Raw genomic sequence first — 24,786 nt, 5'->3', positions numbered from 1 at the left:
CCTTCGCAACCGGGTACGGTCAGGGGGTCGTGCCGCTGGTCGGCGGCCGACGGCAGGCCCAGACCGCCGGACAGCAGGAGCAGAAGCATGGCAGCGAACCCGTCGTTCGACATCGTGAGCAAGGTTGACCGTCAGGAGGTCGACAACGCCCTTCGGCAGGCGGAGAAGGAGCTTGCGACGCGGTTCGACTTCCGCGGCACCGGCGCTGAGATCTCCTGGTCCGGCGAGGAGGCGATCGGCCTTCAGGCGGAGACCGAGGAGCGCGTCCGCGCCGCGCTGGATGTGTTCAAGGAGAAGCTCGTCAAGCGGAACATTTCGCTGAAGTCGCTGGATGCTGGGGAGCCGCGCCCGTCGGGCAAGAACTTCAAGATCGACTGCAAGGTGATCCAGGGCATCGAGACGGACAAGGCCAAGGCCATCAGCAAGAAGATCCGCGACGAGGGCCCCAAGGGTGTGCAGGCGCAGATCCAGGGTGACCAACTGCGCGTGACCGGCAAGAAGCGGGACGACCTTCAGGCCGTCATCTCGCTGCTCAAGGGCGAGGACTTCGGCGTCGCTCTCCAGTTCAACAACTACCGCTGAGGATCGGACACCGCGAGCCGCCACCGCTCCCGGACGGAGCGCGTCCGGGAGAGATCGACTCGGGTTCCTGAAAGCCGGGGTGTCCGGGCGACTGGAACACCGCGACTTCCAGGAATCCGAGTGGATCAAAAGCAAGGGTCACCCGAGGCGGCCAGCGAGCGAAAAGGCCGAGGCGTAAGGCCGTCCACGCGGTCAGGCGGGGACGGGGTGTTCGGCGCGTACCGCGGTGGTCTCCGCGCGGGCGATGGGCCCGGCGGGCAGTGCGGCGACCGCGGCCCCGACGGCGACCGCCGCCCCGGCGAACAGGAACGCCCAACGGACGCCGCCGGCGTGGTCGACGATCACGCCGGCCACCGAGCCGCCGGCGGCGCTCGACGCCACCGCGACGGTGACCACCCAGGTGTACGCCTCGTTCAACATCCCGGTCGGGGCGATCCGGCCGACCAGGGTGTTCTCCAGGGTCAGCGCGGGCGCGATGGTGGCCCCGCCGGCGATCAGCGCGACACCCAGGGCGAGCGGGTTGGGCATCACCGCGAAGACGGCGAAGGTGGCGGCCAGCGCGGCGAGCAGCAGGGCGAACTGTCGGGTCATGTTCGGTGCTGGCTTGCGGACGCCGAACCAGAGCCCGCCGATGGCGCTGCCGATCCCCCAGACGGCGAGCAGGACGCCGGCGAGGCTCTCCGGGTCGCCGGTGGCGTGGTCGCTCGCGAACGCCGGCACGATCACCCCGGCGGCCCCGAACGCGATGCCCAGGCCGGCGACGCAGATCAGCAGGGCCGGGAAGCCGGCGACCCGTAGCGGGCCGAGGCCGCGCGCGTGGTGTTCCTGCGGGTGCGGACGCCAGCCGCGCATGACCCGCCCGAGGGCCACGGCGGTCGTGCCGACCAGGGTGACCACTGCCGCACCGATCAGCGCGGCCGCCGCGTCGGCGACGAGGACGAAGCCGGCGACGAGCAGTGGGCCGAGGACGAAGACGATTTCGAACAGTGTGGTCTCGGCGGCCAGCGCGGTGTTGCGGAGGTGGTATCGGCCGGAGTTGGGGCCGGTCAGGTCGTTCCAGGCGCCTCGGATGGCGGCGCTCAGCGGTGGGTAGGTGGCGCCGGCCACGCCTGCGGCGAGGTAGATGACGGGGAGCGCGTCGTCGCCGGAGCGGCTGGCCAGCAGCAGCCCGATGAGTGCCAGCGGGTGGGCCACGGCGGTGAGCAGCAGGACGGGGCTGGGGCCGACCCGGTCGGCGATGCGGCCGGCCACCGGGCTGAGCGCGGCGCCGGCGAGGGCGTAGATGCCGCCGGCGATGGCGGCCAGCGAGTAGCGCCCGGTCACCTGCTCGACGACCAGGAGCAGCGCCAGCGGGGTCATGCCGATTCCGAGCCGCCCGATGATGCCGGTGATCAGCAGCATGGGCGCGCCGGGGATCCGCCAGACACCCAGGTACTGACGCAGCGCGGTCACCGTGAACCTCCCGAGGATGTAACGAGCGTGAGCCGTTATGACCCTAACGCCATCACTCGGCCGGTAGACAACGGAAATGCAGCACTCCGCCCGTAACCGGCGTGGCCGGGTACGGGCGGAGGCGGTGTTTCAGCGGGTCAGCGCTGGAACTGCACCGGCCCCGAGTTGCGGGCCATCTGCTCCAGTCGGGCGACGCGGTCCTCCATCTTGGGGTGGGTGGAGAAGAGCGCCGCCATGCCGCCACCCCGGAACGGGTTGGCGATCATGAGGTGGGCGGTGCTGGTGAGCTGCCCCTGGGCCGGCAACGGCCGACGTCGGGCCACCGCGTCGATCTTGCGAAGCGCGCTGGCCAGGGCCAGCGGATCGCGGCTCAGCTCGGCACCCGAGGCGTCCGCCTGGAACTCGCGGCTCCGGCTGATCGCCAACTGGATCACCGTGGCCGCGATCGGGCCCAGGATCAGGGTGAGCAGCAGCACAGCCGGGTTGGGCCGATCCTCGTCGTCCCCGCCGCCCAGCGGGATGAAGAAGGCGAGGTTCGCCAGCAGGGTGATGATGCTGGCCAGGCCGGCCGCCACGCTGGAGATCAGGATGTCCCGGTTGTAGACGTGGGACAGCTCGTGCCCGATCACGCCGCGCAACTCACGGTAGTCGAGGATCTCGGTGATGCCCTGGGTCACGCAGACGGCCGCGTGCTGCGGGTTCCGACCGGTGGCGAACGCGTTGGGCTGCGCGGTGGGGCTGACGTAGAGCCGCGGCATCGGCTGCCGGGCGTCGGTGGCCAACTCCCGGACCATCCGGTACAGCTCGGGGAACTGCGCCTCGGTGACCGGTTGCGCCCCCATCGAGCGCAGTGCGAGTTTGTCGGAGTAGAAGTAGGTGACGCCGTTCATGACCAGAGACACGACGACGGCGATGACCAGGCCACCGCTGCCGCCGAACCAGTAGCCCACCGCCAGGATCAGGGCGCTGAGCAGGCCAAGCAGCGCTGCGGTCTTCAGACGGTTGTGGTGCACGATGTCTCCTTCGGTGCACGGATCGCCGGGATCCGCTGACCGGTTCAACAACCCGGTACCCGCCAACCATCCGTTACAACGCTGAGAGTTCACTGAGACCGAAGTCGCAGGTCAGGTCAACGTCCGGCCAGGTCGAGCACCAGTTGCGGGGCGACACCCAGCACCACGGCGGCCACCGTCGCCACCGCCAGCACCACCCCCACCACACCCATCACGGGTACGGCCGCGGCACCGCCGACGTTCGGGGCGGCGAGGGGCGTCGGCGCCCAGAGCGCGGCGGTCACCCGCAGGTAGTAGGCGAGCCCGATCACGGCGTTCAGCGCCACCACCAGCGCCAGCCAGGCGGCACCACCGTCCAGCAGCGCCCGGACCACCGTCACCTTCGCGAACAGGCCAGCCAGCCCCGGCGGCAGACCGGCCAGACCCACCAGCGCGAGACCCAACGCCGCGGCTCGCCACGGGTGCCGCCGGGCTGCCCCGCGCAGGTCGTCCAGCGTGCCGCCGTCCGCACCCGCCGGCCGCAGCGCGGTCACTGCGGCGAACGCGGCCAGCTCCAACACCACGAAGAAGACGGCGTACGCGAGGGCGGCCGCGTACGCGGCGGACCGTGCCTCGTCCGTGCGTCCGGCGGCCAGCGCCAACGCCCCCAACGGGGCGAGGATGTACCCGGCCTGCGCGACGGACGACCAGGCGAGCAGCCGGACGGTCCGCCGCTGACGCAGGGCGACCAGGTTGCCGACGGTCATGGTGAGCACGGCCAGCAGGGCGAGCACCGGACCGGTCTGGTCCGCCGGCAGCGCCCGTTGCACCACGGCGAGCAGGGCGACCAGGCCGCCCAGCTTCGACGCTGTGGACAGGTACGCGGCCACCGGCAGCGGCGCGCCGTCGTAGGTGGCCGGGGCCCAGGCGTGGAACGGCACCGCCGCCACCTTGAAGGCCAGGCCGACCAGCAGCACCGCCACCGCGGCCGTGGTCAACGGCAGGTCCCGCAACTGCGGCTGTTCGGCGATCAACGCGCCGAGCCGGTCCAGGTGCAGCCCACCGGTCACCGCGTACAGCAGCGCCGCGCCGAGCAGGGTCAGCGTGGTCGCCACCACGCTGACCACGAAGAAGGTCACCGCCGCCTCGGCGCTCGCCAGGCTGCCCCGGCGCAGGCCGACCAGCACGTACAGCGGCAGGGTCAGCGTCTCCAGCGCGACGATCAGCGTGATCAGGTCGCCGGCCGCGCCGAGCACCACGCCGCCGGTCATCGAGCAGGCCAACAGGAAGGCGTACTCCCCGACCGGTGACCGCCCGGCCCGTAGCGCGGGCACCGACAGCCCGAGCACGCCCGCGGTGAGCAGCGCGACCACCACGGCGATCAGGGCCGCCCGACCGCCGAAGATCCAGGAGCAGTCGGCGCCCACGCAGAACGTCCGCCGCTCGGCACCCGCCCCGACCAGCGCGGAGCCGACGGCGGTGCCGAGCGCGCCGAGCGCGGCCACGGCGATGGTGGCCCGTGGCCGGGCCACGAGCAGATCGGTGATGAGCACGAGCACGGCCGTGCCGGCGGCCAGGTAGGCCGGCAGCAGCGCGACGCTGTCCACACTCTGCACGACGTTCATGGTTTGACCACCCCGATCAGGGCGTCGACGGGAGCCTCGGCGACGCCGAGGACCAGCGTCGGTGCCAGGCCGATGGCCAACGCGAGCAGCACCAGCGGCACCCAGGCGGTCAGCTCCGCCCCGGCCAGGGCGGGGCCGACAGACGCGACGGCGGGGCTCGGCCGGTTGTGGGTGACCTGGCGCAGCAACCGCAGGAAGTACGCGGCGGTGAGCGCCCCACCGACCGCCGCCAGCACCCCGAGGGTGGTCCAGAGCGGGCCGCCCACCTGCACGGCGGCGATCACCGCGAACGCCTCACCCCAGAAACCGGCCAGGCCGGGCAGGCCCAGCGACGCGATCGCCGCGAACGCGAGCAGACCCGCCAACCGGGGCGAGGTCTCCCGCAGCCCGGACAGCTCACTGAGGGTGCCGGTGCCGGTACGGTCCTTCACCGCCCCGGCCAGGAAGAACAACAGGCCGGTGATCACCCCGTGCGCGACGTTGCCGATCAACGCCGCCTGGATGCCGACGGTGGTCAGCGTGGCGACGCCCAGCAGCACGAAGCCCATGTGCCCCACGCTGGAGTACGCGATGAGCCGTTTCACGTCCGACTGGGCCAGGCAGACGAGCGAGCCGATCAGGATGGCGGCGACGGCGAGCACGCCGAGCACCGGCGCCGCCCAACGGGCGCCCTCCGGCGCCACCCCCACCGCGACCCTGATCAGGCCGTACGTGCCCATCTTGAGCAGCACACCGGCCAACACGACGCTGCCCACGGTGGGTGCCTGGGTGTGCGCGTCGGGCAGCCAGGAGTGCAACGGCCACAGCGGGCTCTTCACCGCGAACGCCAACGCGAGCAGTGTGAACGCGGCCAACTGGGTGCCCCGGGACATCCCCGCGCCGCCGGTCAGCGTCACCAGGTCGGCGGTGCCGGCGGCGGCGACCACGACGTACACGCCGACCAGCAGCAGCACCGAGCCGAACAGCGTGTAGAGGGCGAACTTCCGGGCCGCCCGACGCCGGTCCGCGCCGCCCCAGCCGGCGATGATCGCGTACATCGGCAGCAGGACGACCTCGAAGAACAGGAAGAACAACACCAGGTCCAGGGCGAGGAAGGTGCCCAGGATTCCCACCTCGACCACCAGCAGCAGCGCGACGAGCGCCCGGCCGCTGCCGCCGTCCGGGACCCGCCACATCGTGTACGCGCAGCAGAGCAACGTGAGCAGCGCGGTCAACACCACCAGCGGCCAGGAGATGCCGTCGACGCCGAGGTGGAAGCGCAACTCCAGACCGGGCACCCAGGGCAGGTCCAGTTGGTGCCACGGGCGCACCGCCGGCTCGTCCGCCGACCAGGCGACCCAGCCCCGCCCGCCGAACACCAGCGGCACCGCCGCCAGCAGGGTCAACGCCGCCGCGACAGTACCGACCAGCCGGGCCGCCCGGTCCCGGGGCGTCGCCGCCACCGCGACCGTGCCCAGCGCCGGCAGCGCCAGCACCGCGACCAGCAACCCCTGCCCCACCATCATCGGTTAACTCCAACCAGAGCGGCGGCCAGGCCGATCAGCAGAGCACCGGCCAGTACGCCGGCGGCGGCCCGGGGCAGTGCCGCGCGGTGCAGCGCGGCAAGCCCCGCGCCCAGACCGGACGCGGCCCGCCCACTGCCCTCGACCGCGCCGTCCACCACCACCTCGTCACCCGTGCGCGCGGCGCGGGCCAGCGCGCGGACGGGACGTACCACGAGAGTGTGCTGGACGTCGTCGAGCCGGAACGCGCGGGCGAAGACCGGCCGCAACGGACCCAGCGCGGCGGCCGGGTCGGCGGCCGGGTCGCGCCGCCAGCCCAGCGTCACCAGCGCGGCGCCGAACAGCAGGAACGCCAGCGGCAGCAGCACCCCCGGCCCCAGGTGGACCAGGCCGTCCTCGGAGCCCGCCACCGGAACGGTGGGGAACCGCAGGCGGTCGGCGAACGCCCCGACGAACCCGGCCAGACCGAGCAGCGCGGCCGGTACGGCCAGCAGCAGCACCGGCCAGCGCAGCACGGCCGGCGGGTCGTGCGGCTGGACCAGGGGCAGGCGCGGGGCGCCGAAGAAGGCGCGCAGCAGCAGCCGACCCGCGTACCAGGCGGTGACCGCCACGCCGACCAGCCCGGCGATCCAGACGATCCAGCCCACCCAGGACGGGGCCGGCCCGGTGCCCTCCAGCGCGGCCGACTCGGCGACCGTCAGTACGCCGTCCTTGCTCCAGAAACCGGCCAACGGCGGCACCCCGGCCAACGCGCCCAGGCCCACCACGGTGCACCAGAACATCACCGGCATGCTGCGCCGCAGCCCGCCCATCTCCGACATCAGCGTGGTGCCGACGGCGTGGATCACGGCACCGGCGGCGAGGAACAGCAGCGCCTTGAAGGCGGCATGGGTGAGCAGGTGGAACAGCGCGGCCGACGGCGAACCGACCGCCAGCGCGCCGGTCAGGTAACCCAGTTGGGAGACCGTCGACCAGGCCAGCACGCGTTTGATGTCGTCCTGGGCGGTGGCGGCGAGCGCGCCGAGCAGCAGCGTGATCGCGCCGAGCACCCCCAGCACTGTCAACGTCACCGGCGCGGCCGTGAACAGCGGGTAGAGCCGGGCCACCGCGTAAACCCCGGCGGCGACCATCGTCGCGGCGTGGATCAGCGCGGAGATCGGGGTCGGGCCGGCCATCGCGTCCGGCAACCAGGTGTGCAGCGGGAACTGCGCGCTCTTGCCGGCCACACCGGCGAGCAGCAGCAGGCCGGCAGCGGTCAACGTCGCGCCGGAATGCTCGTGGGCGAGCACGTCGGCGATCCGGAAGCTGCCCGTCGACACACCCAGCAGCGCGATGCCGAGCAGGAACCCGACGTCACCGACCCGGGTCACCAGGAACGCCTTCATGGCGGCGGCGGGGGCGGCGGCCAGTCGGCGGTCATGGGCGATCAGGAGGTACGAGCAGAGGCCCATCACCTCCCAGCCGACCAACAGCATGATCAGGTCGCCGGCGACCACCACCAGCAGCATGGCACCGGTGAAGAGGCTGATCTGGGCGGCGTAGGGCGGGTAGCGGTGGTCCACGTCGACGTCGTCGTGTGGACCGCGCCGCAGGTAGCCGATCGAGTAGACCTGCACGGCCAGGGCGACAGCGGTGACCGCCACGGCCACCAGCGCGGCGGCGCCGTCCAGCCGTACGCCGAGGGTCACCGCCAGCCCGCCGAAGTCGACCCAGGTGGTCGACGTCTCCGTCGGCCCGCCGATGGTGAACAGCAGAGCGACGGCCAACGCCAGCGCGCCGGCCGCACCGATGACGCCGAGCGTCACGGCGGCCGACCGGGCCCGGTCGCCGCCGGTCGCGCTGTCGCGCCGAGGGGCCGGTGGCAGCAGCAGACCGAGCAGCCCGGCCACCAGGGGTACGGCGGGCAGCAGCGCCCCGAGCAGCCCGGTCACCGGCCGGCCTCCGAGTCCGCGACGACCGGCTCACGCCCAGCGGAGGGATCCGCCGACTCGGTGAGCGGCACGTCATCCACCGCGACGGTCGCCCGCAACCGGTAGAGCTGAAGGACGATCGCCAGCCCCACCCCGATCTCGGCGGCGGCGAGGACGATGACGAACAACGCGAAGACCTGCCCCGAGTGCGGAAGCACGGCGCGGGCGGTGGTGTCCGCGGTGACCAGGATCAGATTGACGGCGTTGAGCATCAACTCGACCGACATCAGCACCAGCACCGCGTTGCGGCGGCGCAGTACGCCGTACACGCCGAGGCCGAACAGCAGCGCGGCGGTGACGTACGGGATGACCGGCCTCACCGGCGCCCCCCGGGCTCGCTGTCGACCAGGTCGCCTGCGTCGCGTCGCGGGGCGGCACGGCCGATGTCCGGCCGGGACAGCACGATCGCGCCCACCAGCGCGGAGAGCAGCAGGACCGACAGCACCTCGAACGGCAGTACCCAGGACTGGAAGATCTGCTCGCCCAGCCGCTCGGCGGTGCCGGCGTCAGGCAACGTGACCGTGCTCCAGCGGTACGCGTCGACCAGCAGCGCGGCCAGCCCCAGCCCGGCGCCGCCGCCGATCAGCGCGGCCGGCCAGCCCGGCCGGTCCAGGTCGTCGGAAGCGCCGATCGGGGCCCGGGTCAGCATCACCGCGAACAGCAGCAGGACCACCACCGCGCCCACGTAGATCAGCACCTGCACCCAGGCCACCAGCTCGGCGCTGAGCACCAGGAAGTCACCGGCCAACGCGCCCAGGCACACCACCAGGTACAGCCCGGCCCGGACCAGGTGTTTCGTGGTCACCACCAGCACGCCGGCACCGACCGCCACCGCGCCGAGGGCGAGCAGCAGCACGTCCGCGCCGGTCACCGGAGCGCCCTTGCGGCTGGGGCGCTCACGACGCCGGGTCCTGGTCGGCGTCGGAGCGTACCGCCGGAGGAGCGGGACGTGCGGCGGCCGCCTTGCGCGCGGCGGAGGTCTCCTCCTTGGCCGGCTCGCCGTTCGGGTCGTGCGCGGGCGGCGGCGGAACGGTGGCCATCCACTGACCGAGGTGGTCCTTGTCGTGCAGCAGGTCCTTGATGTCGTACTCGGCGTACTCGAACTCCGGTGACCAGTAGAGCGCGTCGAACGGGCAGACCTCGATGCAGATGCCGCAGTACATGCAGAGCGAGAAGTCGATGTCGAACTTGTCGAGCACGTTGCGCTGGCGGGGGCGGGCGGCGCCGGGCACCACCACCTCCTCCTTGTGCGAGTCGATGTAGATGCACCAGTCCGGACACTCCCGGGCGCAGAGCATGCAGACCGTGCAGTTCTCCTCCGACAACGCGATCACGCCACGCGAACGGGGCGGCAGCTCGGGGGCCACATCGGGGTACTGCTGGGTGGTCGACCGGCTGGTCATCGTCTTGAGGGTGACCGCCAGCCCCTTCACCAGGCCCGCGCCGGGGAGGCCGCGCCCGCTGGTGTCGCCGTGCTCGCTGGGGTCGCTCATGTGGACCATCCTGCCCTGTGGCCACTGCGCGCGCGACCACCACCCACAGGTAGACGACCTCAGGGCCTACCTGTCACCCACCGATTAGCCCGCTCACGCCCCAGGTCCGCCGTCGACGGCCGGTGGGAGCATCTCGACACCCAGTTGTTGCAGCAACTGGAACAACTCGGTGCAGCTCCACACCTCGACGATCCGGCCCGCGGGGTCGAAGCGCAGGAACGTCGCCCCCGAATAGCTGACCACCTGCCCGGTCGCCGGCACCGGCCCGAACTGCCCGGCGTGAGTGCCCGCCGCCCGCCAGTGCACCGCCACCCGCTCGCCGGCCGCGACCACGTCGACGATCTTGTAGCGGAGGTCCGGGAAGGCCGCCCGACGCTCGCGGTGCCAGGCCAATGTCGCCTCCGGCCCGGTGCCGCCCAGCCCCGGGCACTCCTCGGCGACCAACTCGTACGCCGACTCCTCCTGGCGGGCATTCCACACATCGGCGATGAACCGCCGGGCCGCCGCCTCCACATCCGTCATGCCGGCGAGGGTATCCGGGCTCACCGCGTCGATTGGTCGGAGATCGGTAAGGATGGGGAGCAGGGCAGCAACACGACCGGGAGGCTGACGTGGGCGAGGAAACAGGCGGCAAGTACGTCGAGCCGGGTGGCGAGTTCACCCGCGACCAGCGGTACATCGCCACCCGGATCACCGAGGACGGGCGCGACGGATACCCCGTCGAGCCGGGCCGGTACCGGCTGGCGGTCAGCCGGGCCTGCCCGTGGGCCAACCGATTGATCATCGTGCGGCGGTTGCTCGGTCTGGAGGACGCCCTCTCGATGGCGGTGGCCGGCCCGACCCACGACGCCCGGAGCTGGACCTTCGACCTCGACCCCGACGGCCGGGACCCGGTGCTCGGCATCGAGCGCATCCAGGAGGCGTACTTCAAGCGCTTCCCCGGCTACGAACGCGGCATCACCGTCCCGGCCATCGTCGACGTGCCGACCGGGCAGGTGGTGACCAACGACTACGCGCAGATGAGCCTGGACCTGTCCACGCAGTGGAGGGCGTACCACCGCGAGGGCGCCCCGCAGCTCTACCCCGAGCACCTGCGGGAGCAGATCGACGAAGTCAACGACGTGGTGTTCCGGGACGTCAACAACGGCGTCTACCGGTGCGGGTTCGCCGGCAGCCAGGAGGCGTACGACAAGGCGTACCACCGGCTCTTCGACCGGCTGGACTGGCTCACCGAGCGGTTGACCGACCAGCGTTACCTGGTCGGCGACACCATCACCGAGGCCGACGTGCGGCTGTTCACCACGCTGGTCCGCTTCGATCCGGTCTACCACGGCCACTTCAAGTGCAACCGGCAGAAACTCAGCGAGATGCCGGTGCTGTGGGCGTACGCCCGGGACCTGTTCCAGACTCCCGGTCTCGGCGACACCATCGACTTCGACCACATCAAGCGGCACTACTACGAGGTGCACCGCGACATCAACCCGACCGGGATCGTGCCGCTCGGCCCGGACCTGTCCAACTGGCTCACCCCGCACGGTCGGGAAGCGCTGGGCGGCCGCCCCTTCGGCGACGGCACCCCGCCCCCACCCCCGATCGAGCCCGTAGACCCCACCCACACCCCACTCCCCTAACCACCAACCCCGCCCCGCCCCGCGCCCGCGCGCCCCGCCCGCGCGGCCCTCGCCCGCGCCCCGCGCTCGTTCCGCCCCCGCGCTCGTCCAGCCCCACCCCGCCCCGCGCTCGCCTGCCCGCCCGCTACCCGCCTACCCCGCGCGCTTGCCGCGCCGCGCCTGCCCGCGCGCACGCCCCACCCGCCCCGCCCCGCGTCACCCCACCCCGCGTCACCCCACCCCACCCCACCCCGCCCCGCCTCGCCCTGCCTCGCCCTGCCCTGCCCTGCGGGCCTGCCCCGCCCTGCCCTGCCCCGCCCTGCCCTGCGGGCCTGCCCCGCCTCGCCCCGCCCCGCTTGCCTCGCCGATCTTGCAGTTTCGGTTGTCGATTCGAGAACTACGCCCGTTATGTCGGCGCAGTAAGTGCAAGATCGCGGTTCGGTGACCTATCGACCCCGTCGATCATGGATTGTTGGTGCCCGGATTACTGCTTTCCGCGCACTTTGTCACCCACCACAACTCCATGATCGACGCAGCAGGGGCGGCGGGACGGCGGGACGGGGGCGGGCGGGCGGAGCAGGGCAAGGCAGGCCCGCACGGCAGAGCAGGGCGCGAGCAGGGCAGGGCCGGGCCGCGCAGACCCGCGCGACGGGGCGCGAGCAGGGCAGGGCGCGGGCAGGGCCGGGCAGGGCGCGAGCCGGGCAGTGCCGGGCGCGGGCGGGGTGAGGCCGGGCGGGGCGGGGTTACAGGGCTATGCGGACGGCTGCGGTCAGGACCAGTTGCGCCAGCGCGGCCGGGACCAGGACCAGCCAGCAGAGGCGTTGGAGTTGGTCCTCGCGTAGCCGGGGGTAGGAGACCCGAAGCCAGATGATCACGAAGGAGACCGCGAAGATCTTGAGCAGCGTCCAGAGCCAGCCCAACTGCTCGTCGGCGAACGGGCCCTGCCACCCACCCAGGAACAGCACAGTGGTCAGCGCGGCGATCACCACGATGCCGACGTACTCGGCGAGCAGGAAGAACGCGAACCGCAGACCGGTGTACTCGGTCATGTACCCGAAGACCAGCTCGGAGTCGGCCACCGGCATGTCGAACGGTGGTCGACGGATCTCGGCCAGCCCGGCGACGAAAAAGATGATCATCGCGGGCGCCTGCCAGAGCAGCCACCACGGCTGCCACGCCTCGACGATGCCCGACAGGCTGAGCGTGCCGGCTGCCATCGCCACCGACGCGGCGGCCAGCACCAGCGGAAGCTCGTAACCGAGCAGCTGGGCCGCCCCCCGCAAGCCGCCCAGCAGGCTGTACTTGTTGGCCGACGCCCACGCCGACATCAGCACCGCCACCACCCCGACGCCGACCACGGCCAGCACGAAGAAGAGGCCGATGTCCAACGGTTGCCCGACCAGGTCGTTCGGACCGAGCGGAATGACGAGCAACACCAGCAGGTAGGGCACCAGGGCCACCGCCGGCGCCAGCCGGAACACCGCCCGGTCCGCCTCGCGCGGGGTGATGTCCTCCTTCTGCACGAACTTGACCCCGTCGGCCACCAGCTGAGCCCAGCCGTGGAAGCCGCCCGCGTACATCGGCCCGAGCCGACCCTGCATGTGCGCCATCACCTTGTGCTCGGCCTGGCCGACAAGCAACGGCAGAGTGAGGAAGGCGACCACCACGCCGCCGATCCGGAGCACCAGCTCCACCCAGAGCGGCATCAGGCCGTACCCCCGTCGTGGTCGCTCCGGCCGTCGCGGCCCGGCGGGTCCGCGACCGGCTCGCCACCCGAGGTGGCCGAATCCCGGCCGGGCCTGCCCGATGAGGCCACGCCGGACGCGTTGTGGCCGACCCCGTCAACGCCGGGCACAGGCTCGGCAGCCGGTCCGTCGGGCACGGGCCGGTCAGGCGCGGCCACGCCGGGCACGGCAGTCGGGCCGGCGCCGGGTTGGTCAGCTGCGGCGGCATCGGGCGCGGCAGTCGGGCCGTCGCCAGGTTCGTCGGGTGCGGCCGCGTCGGGCGCAGGCTGGTCGGCCGGGCCGGCGCTGGGCACGGCCCTGGAGGCCGGGCCGGCGCTGGGCACGGCCGCGGCAGTCGGGCCGGCGCCGGGTTGGTCGGGTGTGGCCGGGCCTGCGTCGGGCGCGGGTTGGTCGGCGGGGGTCGGGCCGTCGGTGGCGCCGACCGGGCGGGGAGTACGCGCCGGACGGGCCCCCGGGGCGGGCCGCGCCGGACGCTCACGGGCCGGTCTGGCCGGGGTGCCGCCACGCGGGCCCTCCCCCACTCCGCCGGCGCCGGCCGGGGTGGGCGTGGGACCCCACTCGCCCGGAGCGGGTACGCCCGGCGGGCGGATCGGTCGACGTCCGGCGCCGGCCTCGGACTCGCCCGGCTCCTTCGCACCCGGCCAGGGCTTCGCCACCCTCGACGCCAGCACGAACTCCTTACGCAGCGGGTGACCCTCGAACTCCGGCGGCAGCAGCAGCGGCAGCAGCTCCCCATGCCCGGCGAAGTCGATGCCGAACATCTCGTGCGTCTCCCGCTCGTGCCAGGCGGCACCGGGGTAGACGTCGACCACCGAGGCGACAGTGGGCGCTTCGCGCGGCAACCGGGTACGCAGCAGCAGGCCGTGTCGCAGTCGCGACGACCAGAGGTGCGCCACCACGTCGAAGCCCTCGGCCAACTCGTCGACGGCGGAAAGCCAGTCGAAGAAGTCGCAGGCCAGCTCGGCGTCGTCGCGGGCGGCCGAAACCGCGGTGAGCCAACTGGTGGGTGGCACGTCGACGGTGGCCCGGGCGAACCGTTGCCCGCCGGAGACCGACGGGGTCGCCTCAGCCGGCGCGAGCAGCGCGACCAGTCGAGCGCCGACCTCTTCGGGAGTCATGCCGCTGATCCTAGTGCCGGCCGAGGCCGCACCTGGCCGCCGCCGATGCCCGACGATCTGCCGGCTTTGGGCCCGCCGTACGCGCCAGCGGGGAAAGATGAGGATGTGCGCGCTGTGACGGTGGAACCTGGGGTCGCCAACTCGCTGAGCCTCGTCGAGGATCAGCCGGAGCCGGCTGCCGAGGAGGGCTCTGTTCTGGTCGAGGCGCTGGCGGTGGGGATCTGCGGCACCGACCACGAAATCATCTCCGGGGAGTACGGCGAGGCGCCGCCGGGTGCGGAACGCCTGATCATCGGCCACGAGTCACTGGGCCGGGTGATCGAGGACTCGAGCGGCACGCTGCAACCCGGCGACCTGGTGGCCGGCATCGTCAGACACCCCGATCCGGTCCCCTGCCCCAACTGCGAAGTCGGCGAGTGGGACATGTGCCGCAACGACCAGTACACCGAACACGGCATCAAGGCGCTTCCCGGGTTCGCCCGGGACCGCTGGCGGATCGAACCCCAGTTCGCGGTCAAGCTCGACCCGACACTTGCCCAGGTCGGCGTGCTGCTGGAGCCGACGAGTGTGGTGGCGAAGGCCTGGGACCACATCGAGCGGATCGGGCACCGGGCCGAGTGGCAGCCGCAGTCCGTCCTGGTGACCGGGGCCGGCCCGATCGGGTTGCTGGCCGCGTTGCTCGGCACCCAGCGCGGGCTCACCGTGCACGTGCTGGACCGCAACACCGAGGGGCCGAAGCCGGAGCTGGTCGCCGGGCTGGGCGCCACATACCACACGGTGTCGGTCAACGACCTGCCCTTCGAGCCGGACGTGGTGATCGAGTGCACCGGCGCTCCCACCGTGGTCCTCGACGTCATGTGCAAGGCGGCCCCCACCGGGATCGTCTGCCTGGCCGGGGTGTCCAGCGGTGGCCGGAGCATCGACTTCGACGCCGGGGCGCTGAACCGGGAGCTGGTGCTGGAGAACAACGTGGTGTTCGGGTCGGTGAACGCCAACCGGCGACACTGGACCATGGCCGCGCAGGCGCTGGCCCGCGCCGACCAGGTCTGGCTCGAGTCGCTGATCACGCGGCGGGTGCCGGTGAATCGGTACGCCGACGCGTACACCCCCGGGCCGGACGACATCAAGGTGGTGCTGGAGTTCGCGTCCTGAGCGACGCCGCGCCGGATCAGATGCCCGGCAGTCGACCGTTGCGGAACAGGTCGACGAAGAGCTGGTGGTCCTGGCGGGCGCGCACCCCGTACGCGTGCGCGAAGTCGACCAGGTGGGCGACGAAGCCCCGCTCGTCGGCGTCCACCGCCGCGACGATCGCCTCCTCGGTGGAGTAGTCCACCAGGTCGTGACTGGATTCGTCGTCGGCGACCGAGTGCATCCGGGCCACCGCCCGACCGAGGTCGAGGAGAACACCGGTCAGTTCCTCCGGCTCGTTCACGTCCGACCAGTCCAGGTCGGCGGCGTACGGGGAGACTTCGGCGACGAGCTGACCGGCCCCGTTCAGCTCGGTGAAGCCCAGCCACGGGTCGGCGTGCGCCTGCAACGCCCGCTGCGACTCGGCGGTCCGGTGCCCCTGGTGCTGGAAGTAGCCGCGGACCGACTCGTCGGTGACGTACCGCGCCACGGCCGGCACCTGCGCCTGCTTCATGTAGATGACGACGTCGTTCTCCAGCGCCTGGGTGTGCCCCTCCAGCAGCAGGTTGTACGACGGCAGCCCGGCCGAGCCGATGCCCACTCCCTTGCGCAGCACCACATCCTTGATCCGCGCCGCCACCGGGCGCAGCTGCGTCCCGGCGGTTGGCAGGGTGCCCAGGTATTCCTGGAAGGCGGCGCTGACCAGGTCGCGGGTGGCGTCGTCGATCTCGAAGACCCCGTCGCCGATGGAGAACCGTCGCTCGTAGTTGTCGATGGTGGTCTGCGCGGCCAGCAGGTCCACGCGGGTGTTGAGCCGGGCCCGTTGGAGCACCCGGCGCAGCACCCCGTCGGCGTTGTCCAGGGTGATCGAGCCGATCGCGTCGTCGCCGCCGGCGGCGATGGCCCGCAGCTCGGTCAGGTACGACCGGGCGAAGCCGGCCACCAACTCCCCGATCGCCGTGTCGGAGAGCGCCTTGCCGTAGCCGAGCAGCGCCACGCTGGCCGCGAGCCGTCGCAGGTCCCAGGTGAACGGTCCGACGTACGCCTCGTCGAAGTCGTTGACGTTGAACACGAGCTGCCCGGAGGCGTTCATGTAGGTGCCGAAGTTCTCCGCGTGCAGGTCACCGTGGATCCACACCCGGCTGGTCTGCTCGTCAAAGAACCGGTCGTCGGCGAAGTCGCCGAGCTGGTCGGCGTAGAACAGCGCGGCGCTGCCCCGATAGAACGCGAACGGCGACGCCGCCATCTTGCGGAACTTGCGGCGGAAGGCGGCCGGGTCGATCGCCATCGACGCCCCGAACTCCTCGGTGAGCACGTCGACGATGTGGGCGGAGCGCTGGTCCCCTGAGCTGCTCATAGTCCGGAGGCTAGTGCGGCGGGTCCACAACGGGGTGGCGAACGAGGTATCCATCGATCATGCTGTGCGGGTCACGGCGCGGGGGCCCGGACACCATGGTTACGTCGATCGATCGCGGCATCGCCACGAGCGGCGGCAGGTCCCTCGCCGGGCGTCGACCATGGAGGACCAGATAAAGATGTTCCGCAAAACGGGGACCCTGCTCACCGCCGCACTACTCGGCCTGACGGCGACGATCGGCGCGGCCGGACCGGCCTCGGCCGCACCGTCTGCCTCCGCCGACGCCCCCACGTTCTCGCTGAGCCGGCTCGTGCTCGAGCCGACCGAGCGCGGCTACCGGGGCAGCCTTCGGGTGACCATCACCAACAACAGTGACAGCACGCAGGGCTTCTACTTCCGGATCCGCGAGGCCGTGGCCGGCTCCTTCTCCGGGGGCGTGGAGTCGCGCTGCGAGTCGGACGGCGTGGAGGAGGGGCTGTTGGTCCGCACCTGCGCCCTGCCGCGTGGCAACGATCTGGCCCCGGGCGAGTCTCGCCGGGCGACTGTGGAGTTCCAGGTGCTGACCACCCCTCGCAGCTACCCGATGATCGCGGCGGGAGGTCTGGTCACCGCCTACTCGTACGAAACCGGATCGCTGGGCACCGTGCCGTTCAGCGCGCAGTTCCGCTCCCTCGACGGCAAGCTGGCCCGCCCGCAGACGTACGTGCAGGACGCCCAGGCGAACGCGTCCGTCGAGCTGGCCGGTCCGGTGACCGACGGCCCGGAGAACACCCGGCGGGTGCCGCTCCGGGTCCGGTACTCAGGTGACGCTCGGCAGCTCGGCAGCTCGCTGACGGCCACGGGGTTGCCCGCCGGGTCGATGATCCTCTTTACCGAGCCCTTCGACGGCCCGGTGTACGGCCCGCAGGCATTCGTGCCGGGCGGGCTGCTGATGCAGGGTGAAGAGCGCGACGTGGCGCTGTTCATCAGCCGGCCGACCGACCCGGCGGACGAGGCGACGACGATCACCGTGGAGCTGGCCACCCTCTACTGGAACGAGACGGTGCCGGACGTCGACCCGAGCGACAACACCGTCACGTTCAACCTGGCCGTGGCGGCCGGCTGACCTGATGGTGCGGCGGTCGGCCGCCGCCCGGACCAGTTCCGGGTGGCGGCCGGTCGTCCTCAGTTCGCGGCGGGTGGGCGGACCGGCGGGGCGGTGAGCGAGTCGACCGAGCGTGGCGCGGCGGCCTCGCGGGGCGGGGCGTCCAGCGGCGCGGCCAGCACGTCCCGTTGCGGCACACCCCCGATGCCGGACTGCTCGGCGGCGATCTTCTCCTGCAGGCGCAGGATGCCGTGCAGCAGCGCCTCCGGCCGGGGCGGGCAGCCGGGCACGTACACGTCGACCGGGATGAGCTGGTCGACGCCCTTGGTCACCGAGTACGAATCCCAGTAGGGGCCGCCGCAGTTGGAACAGGCGCCGAACGAGATGACGTACTTCGGCTCCGGCATCTGGTCGTAGAGCCGCTTGATCGCCGGGGCCATCTTGTCGGTCACCGTGCCGGAGACAACCATCAGGTCGGCCTGGCGGGGGCCGTGGGCGAAAGGGATCACGCCGAGTCGGATGAAGTCGTGCCGACCCATGCTGGTGGCGATGAACTCGATGGCACAGCAGGCCAGACCGAAGTTGAACACCCAGAGCGAGTAGCGGCGCCCCCAGTTCAGCACGAACCGGATCGGCTCGCCGAGCACTGCCGGCAGCTGCACGACCGCCCCCTCTCCTCACCGACAGTGAATCACAGCCGGCGTCCGCGCGGTCCGGCGGTGATCGGCCCGAGCGGTCCGCCAATTGTCCCCGAGCCGACAAGGATCGGCGGCGGTTGACGCGCAACCTGCCGGTGCGCTCGTTTGTGTGACCGGTGCTGGCGAACACGACGCCGGCAGTCGCCACGGGGAGGACGAGTGCTTGTGACACGAGATGTGCCGGTGGGTGGGCGCCCACCGGACCCGCCGGGAGCCACGACCTCCGCGCCGGCAGAGCTGGTCTTCGACGACTTCTACCACGCCCACTACCGCGGCCTCGTGGTGCAGTTGACCGCGTACACCGGTGACCGCGGGCAGGCGCAGGACCTTGTCCAGGAGGCGTTCTGTCGGGCGTACGCCCGCTGGGACCGGCTCGCCGGTTACCAGGACCCCCTGGCCTGGGTCCGTCGGGTCGCGTGGAATCTCGGACACAACCGCTGGCGGCGGCTGCGGACCGCCCAGCAGTGGCTGCTGCGGCAGCGGGAGACACACGTCGCGGAGCCGAGCCCCGACCGGGTCGCCGTCGACTCCGCGTTGGCGAAGTTGCCGCCGAAACAGCGGCGGGCCGTCGTCCTGCACTACCTCGCTGACCTGACGGTCGCGGAGATCGCCGCTCAGGAACAGGTCGCCGAAGGGACGGTCAAGTCCTGGCTGCACCGGGGCCGAACCGCGCTCGCCACTCATCTACGCGACACCAATGAGGAGGTGCGGGATGTCTGAGCAGGAGATTCTTGACCTGGCCGAAGAGTTCGCCCGTTACCGCCGTACCGCGCTGGCGGAGGTCGAGGCACCGGGGCCCGCCGCCGTTCGACGGACCGTACGAGGCCGCAGTCGACGCCGGCTGGCCGCCTCCGCCACGACGGCGCTCGCCCTGTTCGGCGGGTCGGCCGTCGGATACGCGGCCTTGAGCGGCCCGGACCACCGGCCCGGTCCGGTCGACCCGACGCCGAGCATCTCGGCGTCACCGACGCCGACGCCTACGCCGACGAGCCCGACCCCCAGCCCTGCCGGGACCAGCGCCAGCCCGACCGTCGGGGCGGCGGACGGCCGGTTCAGCCGGGCCCAACTGCTGGCGGCACCGGTGACCCTGCCGGCGTGGCGGGCCGGACGAGGCTGCCCGACGTCGCAGACGCGGCTCACCGCCGACGCCCGGGAGGGCGCGAACTGGCTCTTGGCGCTCGACCACGGCGACATCGACGGTGACGGCGCGGTGGAGACCGTGGCTCTCGTGCAGTGCGTGCTCGGCACCCGTGGGCCGATGCAGGTGGTCGCCTTCGACCGCGACGAGGCAGGAAAGGCGACGACCGTCGGCCGTGTGGTCGCGACCACGATCGACAAGCCGGAGTGGCTGTTCGCGCTGGATGTCGTGGGCGACGGCACGGTGCGCGTTCAGGTCGGTGACATCGCTCCCGGGGGTGGCTGGAACGCCAGGTGGTCACAACGGCAGTGGCGGGGCTACCGCTGGAAGGGTGACGCCTTCAGCCAGGTGTCCGGGCCGACGAGCTTCGGTCCGAACCCGAACCTGGCGGACGTCGCCGTCACCACCGGCGACCTCGTGCTGAGAACCGCCGACGACGGCTCCCGGACGGGTACGGCCACGGTGCGGATCCGCAACCGGGGCACGGGCCCGGTCGCCCACGTGGTGCTGCGGTTGGGCGTGCCCGCCGCGGTGCGCGCGGACGTCGACGGGTGGGGCCCGTGCGCGGGCGTCCTCGACGGCGTCGAACCGATCACCTGCCGCCTGGGTGAGCTGGCCGCCGGGGCGGAGATGCGGCTGGACCTGGACTTCCGGGTGCTCGAAGGGATCACGTTGAGCACTGACAAGGCGGACGTGGACGTCCAGCCGATGGACAGCGAACGTGACGTCCTGCCGGACGTCAACAGAGCCGACAACCTGGTTCAGATGAGGTTGACCTACGGCTGACGGTCGCCGGCCGCGTCGTACGCCACGGGGGCGTACGACGCGGCCGGCTGCGACCGATCCCGTTGCCGCACGGTCAGCTCGGCGTCCACCTGGGGCGTTGCAGCAGACTGACGAATTCCATGAGCAACCGCTCGCGCATCGCTGATGGCGCGGCGTCGAGCAGGGTGTTCACCAGCGCCATCCGCTCCGGCAGCGGTCCCGCGTCCGACCCCTCTCCGCCACCCAGGCCCAGCCCGGCGGCCAGGCCGACGACCAGGTCCGGGGTCAGCGCCTCGGGGGTCAGCGCGCCGACCAGGGCCGCCAGTTCGGCGGGGAGCCGCACCGGGCCGGCGGCCCTGGCCGCGGCCACCGCGGCGGTCAGGTCCGGCCCGAACTCGGCCACCCGGGGCGCGACAGCGGCGGTCACCGTGAGGTGCACGCTGGCGGGCAGGCCGTCGTACGAGAGCTGGGGTTGGGTGTGCCAGCCCCGCGCGGTCAGCTCGTCGACCAGGACGAACAGGTCGGGGCCATCGTCGGTCGCGGTGAAGCAGACCACTGTCGACTCCGGCTCGGCCATCAACCGCAGCCCGTCGACGGCACGCACCGCGTCGGCCAGTCCGGCCACCGCGTCCCGGGTGATGGCGCTCAGCCGCAGGTAACCCTCGTCGCCGAGGTGCCGCACGGTGGCGTACGCGGCGGCGATCGGCCCGCCCGAGCGGGTGGACGCGATCACCGGGTTGATCATGGTGTAGCCGGGCCAGTCGGCGTACGCGAAGTACTGCGGGGCGCGCAGTGCGGCGTCGCGGTGCAGCAGCACCGACACCCCCTTCGGCGCGTACGCGTACTTGTGCAGGTCGACCGAGATGGAGGTGACCCCGGGCACCGCGAAGTCGAACGGCGGCACCGGCTCGCCGAGCCGACGCAGGTACGGCAGGGTCCAGCCGCCGAAGCAGGCGTCCACGTGGCAGCGCACCCCGGCATCGGCCGCGGCGGCCGCGATCCGCGTGACCGGGTCCACCACCCCGTGCGCGTACGACGGCGCGGAGCAGGCGACCAGCACCGTCTCCGGGCGGATCGCGGCGGCCATGGCGGCCGGGTCGGCCCGCAGCGTCTCCGGGGAGACGGGCACGACGTCCAGCGCCACCCGCAGGTAGTGCGCCGCCTTGGCGAATGCCGCGTGTGCGCTCGACGGCACCACGATCCGAGGTTCGGTGATCTCCGGGTGGGCGTCCCGGGCGGTCTTGACGGCGAGGATCAGTGACTCGGTGCCGCCGCTGGTGACGCTGCCGACGACGTCCGGGGCGGTCGTCCCGGGGCCGGCGCCCAGCACCCGGCCGGCGGCGCCGACGAGCGCGTTCTCCATGGCCAGCAGGGACGGGAACGCGGTCGGGTCCAATCCGTTGACGTGCGCGCTCTCCCGGTGGGCTGCGGCGGCCAGCTCGTCCAGCCCCGGGACCGCCGGGTCGTAGACGTACGCGAACAGCCGTCCCCCGTGGGTGGGCGCGTCACCCGCCCGCAGCGTGCGCACCTCTTCCAGAACCTGTTCCGCCGGAACCCCGGTGGCGCGAAGCGCTCCGGCCTCGACCCTGCTCTCGTCGATCATGGGGTTACGGTGCCCTTCTCGTGGCGGTCAACGCTCTCGTCCCCCAGCACAACTCCATGATCGCCCAGGTCGCTGTGGGCGCTGAGGGTGTACTGGCGCAGCAGGAGGATCGGCGGGGCGATCAGCAGGGCCGGGATCAGCGTGAAGCCGAGGAGGACGCCCAGCCTCGCCGTGTCGGACTGGGCCGCCGCCGAGCCGGTGTCGGAGGACACGTAGCCGGACAGCTGGAGCACCAGTCCGTAGATGCCGGGGCCGAGCGCCAGGCCGAAGGTCTCCCCGGCGGTCCACAGCCCGGTGAAGACGCCCGCCTGCCGTCGCCCGGTGCGCGCCGTCTCGTACGCGATGCAGTCCGGCAACATCGCCAGCGCGAAGACCTGCTGTCCGGCGTACCCCACGCCGATCAGCGCGACCACGAGATAGACGGCGACCGCCGGCAGCACCGGGGCGGCGACCAGTGCGAACGCGCCGACGGCGAGGATCAGCGAGGCGACGACGAGCGCGGTGCGCTTGCCCAGCCGGGCACCGATCCGGCTCCAGACCGGCATCACCAGCAGCGCCGGCCCGACGAAGCAGACGAAGAGCAGGGTCGGCCCGCTCTCCTCGTCGCGCAGGATCTGCCCGGCGAAGTAGTTGACCCCGGCCAGGATCGTCGCCACCCCGGCGGACTGCACGACGAAGCAGATCAGCAACGCCCGGAACGGACGGTTTGCACCGGCCACCGCGAGCTGGGCTCGCAGCGTCGGCTCGCTCTCGCCCACGGTGCCGGTCGGCGCGGACCGGGTGCCCAGGAACGCGCCGAGGGCACCGAGGGCGATCAGCACCGCCACGAACAGGCCCATCCAGCGATGCCCGGCCACGCCGTCACCACCGGCACCGACCACCAGCGGCGCGACCGCGCCGGAGACCAGGATGGCCAGCGCCAGCACCGCGATCCGCCAGGTCATCAAGCGGGTGCGCTCGGCGTAGTCGTCGGTCAGCTCCGCCGGCATCGCCACGTACGGCACCTGGAAGAAGGCGAACGCGGTGGCGGTGGCGAGGAAGGCGAACGCCACGTACGCCGCGGCGCCCGAGCCGTTACCGAAGGGCGCGGCGAAGATCGATGCGAACAGGACGGCGAGCGCGAGGCCGGCGACGAGCAGGTACGGCCGGCGGGCGCCCCATCGCGACCGGGTGCGGTCGGAGATCCGCCCGGCGACCGGGTTGACCAGCACGTCCCAGGCCTTGGGCAGCAGCACCAGCAGCGCGGCCAGCCCGGCGGCCACGCCCAGCGTGTCGGTCAGGTACGGCAGCAGCAGCAGACCGGGCACGGTGCCGAACGCTCCGGTCGCCAGGGAGCCGAGCGCGTAACCGGCGTGCACCCGTCGAGGCAGCGAGCCGGGCCCCGGCGGCGTTGTCATGGGGCCGAACATTACTCATGTTAGGGCGACGGTCACATCCCCTCATCGGGCGACCAGCCCGCCGCCGCGATGTCCACGCCCTCGCCGCGCAGCGGCACCCCCTCGGCCCGCAGTCGGGACCGCGCCTCCCGCTCGTGCCCCGGCGGCAGTCGACCACCCGCGGTCACCACCCGATGCCAGGGCACCGAGCCCCCGTGCCGGGCCATGATGCTGCCGACCAACCGCGCCGACGTGCGGCCCGAGCGCTCGGACAGCGCGTCGGCCACCCCGCCGTACGACATGACCCGGCCCTCCGGGATCCGCTCGACCAGGTCGAGAACCGCCTCGACGTACTCGTCTGGAGTCACAATCCGCCACCATATGGGAACGCCGCCGGGCGGTGCGGCGGTGACCACGCAGAATGGTCGGGTGCGCGACGCAGTCACGACGGCCCGACGGGTCGTCGTCAAGATCGGATCCTCCTCGTTGACCACCGCCACCGGCGGGCTGGCCGACGAGCGCGTCGACACGCTGGTCGACACCCTCGGTCGACTCACCGCCGAGGGGCGCGAGGTGGTGCTGGTCTCCTCCGGCGCCATCGCCGCCGGGCTCGCCCCGCTCGGGCTGTCCCGACGCCCGCGCGACCTGGCCACCCAGCAGGCCGCCGCCAGCGTCGGGCAGGGGCTACTGATCGGCCGGTACGCGGCCAGCTTCGCCCGGCACGGCCGCACCGTCGGGCAGGTGCTGCTCACCGTCGACGACGTGACCCGGCGAGCCCACTACCGCAACGCGTACCGGACACTGCGCAAGCTGCTCGACCTGCGGGCGGTGCCGATCGTCAACGAGAACGACACGGTCGCCACCCAGGAGATCCGGTTCGGCGACAACGACCGGCTGGCCGCCCTGGTGGCCGCGCTGGTGCACGCCGACCTGCTGGTGCTCCTCTCCGACGTGGACGCGCTCTGGACCGGTGACCCCACCAACCCGCGCTCGACCCGGATCGCCGAGGTGCGCGACGACACGGACCTCGCCGGCATCACCATCGGCGGCACCGGCCGGTCCGGCGTCGGCACCGGTGGCATGGTGACCAAGGTCGAGGCCGCGCGGATCGCCACCGGCTTCGGCATCCCGGTGGTGCTCACCGCCGCCGACCTGGCCACGCCGGCGCTGGCCGGCGAGCCGATCGGCACGCTCTTCCACCCGCAGCGGCGACGCCCGACGGCCCGGCTGTTCTGGCTGGCCCACGCCACCTCACCCCGGGGCCGGCTGCACCTCGACCCGGGTGCCGTCGCCGCCGTCGTCGGGCGGCGCAAGTCGCTGCTCCCGGCCGGCATCACCGCCGTGGACGGCACGTTCACCGCCGGCGACCCGGTGGACCTGGTGGACACCGCCGGCGCGTCGGTCGCCCGAGGGCTGGTCAACTACGACGCGGTGGAGCTACCCGGGCTGCTCGGCCGCTCCACGTCCGAACTCGCCGCGGCGCTCGGCCCGGCGTACGAACGAGAGGTCGTCCACCGCGACGACCTGGTGCTGCTGTAAGCCAACTGC

General features: G+C 72.5%; 22 protein-coding genes and 1 pseudogene. 7 read left to right on the top strand and 16 right to left on the bottom strand.

Annotation, left to right across the window (positions count from 1 at the left end; all coding sequences use genetic code 11):
* Positions 1-87 precede the first annotated feature (87 nt).
* Positions 88-582 (top strand): YajQ family cyclic di-GMP-binding protein, encoded by a 495-nt coding sequence (locus AB0877_RS29465; RefSeq protein ID WP_366612812.1) that lies wholly within the window; start codon positions 88-90, stop codon positions 580-582.
* Between the two features lie 192 nt (positions 583-774).
* On the opposite strand, the gene AB0877_RS29460 is transcribed toward AB0877_RS29465, so the two are convergent.
* From AB0877_RS29460 to AB0877_RS29420, 9 genes are all read right to left on the bottom strand, one after another.
* Positions 775-2,034 carry an MFS transporter gene (locus AB0877_RS29460; protein ID WP_366612811.1) on the bottom strand — a complete coding sequence of 420 codons (1,260 nt, stop codon included), beginning with the start codon at positions 2,032-2,034 and terminating at the stop codon, positions 775-777.
* A gap of 137 nt (positions 2,035-2,171) precedes the next feature.
* Positions 2,172-3,047 (bottom strand): zinc metalloprotease HtpX, encoded by an 876-nt coding sequence (htpX, locus tag AB0877_RS29455; protein WP_124858758.1) that lies wholly within the window; start codon positions 3,045-3,047, stop codon positions 2,172-2,174.
* 116 nt (positions 3,048-3,163) lie between these two features.
* The gene (locus AB0877_RS29450; RefSeq protein WP_366612810.1) at positions 3,164-4,651 is read right to left on the bottom strand and encodes an NADH-quinone oxidoreductase subunit N; all 1,488 of its coding nucleotides are present in this window, start codon (positions 4,649-4,651) and stop codon (positions 3,164-3,166) included.
* Positions 4,648-6,156, bottom strand: a complete 1,509-nt coding sequence (locus tag AB0877_RS29445) for an NADH-quinone oxidoreductase subunit M (protein WP_366612809.1) — start codon at positions 6,154-6,156, stop codon at positions 4,648-4,650. Before AB0877_RS29445 ends, AB0877_RS29450 begins: the two co-directional genes overlap by 4 nt.
* Entirely contained in the window at positions 6,153-8,084 is a 1,932-nt protein-coding gene (locus AB0877_RS29440) for an NADH-quinone oxidoreductase subunit L (RefSeq protein ID WP_366612808.1), read from the bottom strand. Before AB0877_RS29440 ends, AB0877_RS29445 begins: the two co-directional genes overlap by 4 nt.
* Positions 8,081-8,443, bottom strand: a complete 363-nt coding sequence (gene nuoK / locus AB0877_RS29435) for an NADH-quinone oxidoreductase subunit NuoK (protein ID WP_366612807.1) — start codon at positions 8,441-8,443, stop codon at positions 8,081-8,083. Before nuoK ends, AB0877_RS29440 begins: the two co-directional genes overlap by 4 nt.
* The gene (locus tag AB0877_RS29430; protein ID WP_366612806.1) at positions 8,440-8,994 is read right to left on the bottom strand and encodes an NADH-quinone oxidoreductase subunit J; all 555 of its coding nucleotides are present in this window, start codon (positions 8,992-8,994) and stop codon (positions 8,440-8,442) included. Before AB0877_RS29430 ends, nuoK begins: the two co-directional genes overlap by 4 nt.
* A gap of 25 nt (positions 8,995-9,019) precedes the next feature.
* Positions 9,020-9,616: an NADH-quinone oxidoreductase subunit I gene (locus AB0877_RS29425; protein ID WP_366612805.1), complete on the bottom strand. Its 597-nt coding sequence runs from the start codon at positions 9,614-9,616 to the stop codon at positions 9,020-9,022.
* Positions 9,617-9,709: 93 nt separating this feature from the next.
* On the bottom strand, positions 9,710-10,138 hold the full coding sequence (locus AB0877_RS29420) for an ester cyclase (RefSeq protein ID WP_366612804.1): 429 nt from the start codon (positions 10,136-10,138) through the stop codon (positions 9,710-9,712).
* An 89-nt stretch (positions 10,139-10,227) separates the two neighbouring features.
* Here AB0877_RS29420 and AB0877_RS29415 point away from each other — a divergent pair, with 89 nt between their 5' ends.
* Entirely contained in the window at positions 10,228-11,247 is a 1,020-nt protein-coding gene (locus AB0877_RS29415) for a glutathione S-transferase C-terminal domain-containing protein (protein WP_366612803.1), read from the top strand.
* Positions 11,248-11,969: 722 nt separating this feature from the next.
* Here the strand turns inward: AB0877_RS29415 and AB0877_RS29410 are convergent.
* Together AB0877_RS29410 and AB0877_RS29405 are read right to left on the bottom strand one after the other, a co-directional pair.
* Entirely contained in the window at positions 11,970-12,932 is a 963-nt protein-coding gene (locus tag AB0877_RS29410) for a complex I subunit 1 family protein (protein WP_366612802.1), read from the bottom strand.
* 578 nt (positions 12,933-13,510) lie between these two features.
* A pseudogene (locus tag AB0877_RS29405) lies at positions 13,511-14,089 on the bottom strand (NADH-quinone oxidoreductase subunit C); the annotation flags it as partial.
* Positions 14,090-14,194: 105 nt separating this feature from the next.
* On the opposite strand from AB0877_RS29405, the gene AB0877_RS29400 reads away from it, so the two are divergent.
* Complete coding sequence (locus AB0877_RS29400) at positions 14,195-15,241, top strand: glucose 1-dehydrogenase (protein WP_366612801.1); 1,047 nt, start codon at positions 14,195-14,197, stop codon at positions 15,239-15,241.
* A gap of 16 nt (positions 15,242-15,257) precedes the next feature.
* On the opposite strand, the gene AB0877_RS29395 is transcribed toward AB0877_RS29400, so the two are convergent.
* The gene (locus AB0877_RS29395) at positions 15,258-16,574 is read right to left on the bottom strand and encodes a DUF2252 domain-containing protein (protein WP_366612800.1); all 1,317 of its coding nucleotides are present in this window, start codon (positions 16,572-16,574) and stop codon (positions 15,258-15,260) included.
* A gap of 160 nt (positions 16,575-16,734) precedes the next feature.
* On the opposite strand from AB0877_RS29395, the gene AB0877_RS29390 reads away from it, so the two are divergent.
* Entirely contained in the window at positions 16,735-17,679 is a 945-nt protein-coding gene (locus AB0877_RS29390) for a hypothetical protein (protein ID WP_366612799.1), read from the top strand.
* A 59-nt stretch (positions 17,680-17,738) separates the two neighbouring features.
* Here AB0877_RS29390 and AB0877_RS29385 read toward each other — a convergent pair whose 3' ends face one another.
* Positions 17,739-18,320, bottom strand: a complete 582-nt coding sequence (locus AB0877_RS29385) for an NADH-quinone oxidoreductase subunit B (protein WP_196929437.1) — start codon at positions 18,318-18,320, stop codon at positions 17,739-17,741.
* Positions 18,321-18,515: 195 nt separating this feature from the next.
* On the opposite strand from AB0877_RS29385, the gene AB0877_RS29380 reads away from it, so the two are divergent.
* Both AB0877_RS29380 and AB0877_RS29375 read left to right on the top strand, forming a co-directional pair.
* On the top strand, positions 18,516-19,076 hold the full coding sequence (locus AB0877_RS29380) for a SigE family RNA polymerase sigma factor (protein ID WP_366612798.1): 561 nt from the start codon (positions 18,516-18,518) through the stop codon (positions 19,074-19,076).
* Complete coding sequence (locus AB0877_RS29375) at positions 19,069-20,280, top strand: hypothetical protein (RefSeq protein WP_366612797.1); 1,212 nt, start codon at positions 19,069-19,071, stop codon at positions 20,278-20,280. The genes AB0877_RS29380 and AB0877_RS29375 overlap by 8 nt, the downstream gene beginning before the upstream one ends.
* 73 nt (positions 20,281-20,353) lie before the next feature.
* Here AB0877_RS29375 and AB0877_RS29370 read toward each other — a convergent pair whose 3' ends face one another.
* The 3 genes from AB0877_RS29370 to AB0877_RS29360 are packed head-to-tail and all read right to left on the bottom strand — an operon-like array spanning position 20,354 to position 23,606.
* A complete protein-coding gene (locus AB0877_RS29370; protein ID WP_366612796.1) occupies positions 20,354-21,862 on the bottom strand; it encodes an aminotransferase class V-fold PLP-dependent enzyme in 1,509 nt (502 codons plus the stop codon).
* The gene (locus AB0877_RS29365; protein WP_366612795.1) at positions 21,859-23,259 is read right to left on the bottom strand and encodes an MFS transporter; all 1,401 of its coding nucleotides are present in this window, start codon (positions 23,257-23,259) and stop codon (positions 21,859-21,861) included. Before AB0877_RS29365 ends, AB0877_RS29370 begins: the two co-directional genes overlap by 4 nt.
* A 32-nt stretch (positions 23,260-23,291) precedes the next feature.
* A complete protein-coding gene (locus AB0877_RS29360) occupies positions 23,292-23,606 on the bottom strand; it encodes an MGMT family protein (RefSeq protein WP_366612794.1) in 315 nt (104 codons plus the stop codon).
* A gap of 13 nt (positions 23,607-23,619) precedes the next feature.
* Here AB0877_RS29360 and proB point away from each other — a divergent pair, with 13 nt between their 5' ends.
* Entirely contained in the window at positions 23,620-24,777 is a 1,158-nt protein-coding gene (gene proB, locus AB0877_RS29355) for a glutamate 5-kinase (RefSeq protein ID WP_366612793.1), read from the top strand.
* The last annotated feature ends 9 nt before the right edge of the window (positions 24,778-24,786 follow it).

This window comes from Micromonospora sp. NPDC047644, from assembly GCF_040704315.1.
Lineage (GTDB): Bacteria > Actinomycetota > Actinomycetes > Mycobacteriales > Micromonosporaceae > Micromonospora.
Note: the sequence above shows the minus strand (reverse complement) of the source record. Positions and strands in the feature narration are given on the sequence as shown.

Coding starts and splice junctions, on each gene's coding strand:
- AB0877_RS29465 (WP_366612812.1), top strand. CDS start 88: ATGGCAGCGAACCCGTCGTTCGACATCGTGAGCAAGGTTGACCGTCAG.
- AB0877_RS29450 (WP_366612810.1), bottom strand. CDS start 4,651: ATGAACGTCGTGCAGAGTGTGGACAGCGTCGCGCTGCTGCCGGCCTAC.
- AB0877_RS29445 (WP_366612809.1), bottom strand. CDS start 6,156: ATGATGGTGGGGCAGGGGTTGCTGGTCGCGGTGCTGGCGCTGCCGGCG.
- AB0877_RS29425 (WP_366612805.1), bottom strand. CDS start 9,616: ATGAGCGACCCCAGCGAGCACGGCGACACCAGCGGGCGCGGCCTCCCC.
- AB0877_RS29420 (WP_366612804.1), bottom strand. CDS start 10,138: ATGACGGATGTGGAGGCGGCGGCCCGGCGGTTCATCGCCGATGTGTGG.
- AB0877_RS29410 (WP_366612802.1), bottom strand. CDS start 12,932: ATGCCGCTCTGGGTGGAGCTGGTGCTCCGGATCGGCGGCGTGGTGGTC.
- AB0877_RS29395 (WP_366612800.1), bottom strand. CDS start 16,574: ATGAGCAGCTCAGGGGACCAGCGCTCCGCCCACATCGTCGACGTGCTC.
- AB0877_RS29390 (WP_366612799.1), top strand. CDS start 16,735: ATGGAGGACCAGATAAAGATGTTCCGCAAAACGGGGACCCTGCTCACC.
- AB0877_RS29375 (WP_366612797.1), top strand. CDS start 19,069: ATGTCTGAGCAGGAGATTCTTGACCTGGCCGAAGAGTTCGCCCGTTAC.
- AB0877_RS29370 (WP_366612796.1), bottom strand. CDS start 21,862: ATGATCGACGAGAGCAGGGTCGAGGCCGGAGCGCTTCGCGCCACCGGG.
- AB0877_RS29365 (WP_366612795.1), bottom strand. CDS start 23,259: ATGACAACGCCGCCGGGGCCCGGCTCGCTGCCTCGACGGGTGCACGCC.
- proB (WP_366612793.1), top strand. CDS start 23,620: ATGGGAACGCCGCCGGGCGGTGCGGCGGTGACCACGCAGAATGGTCGG.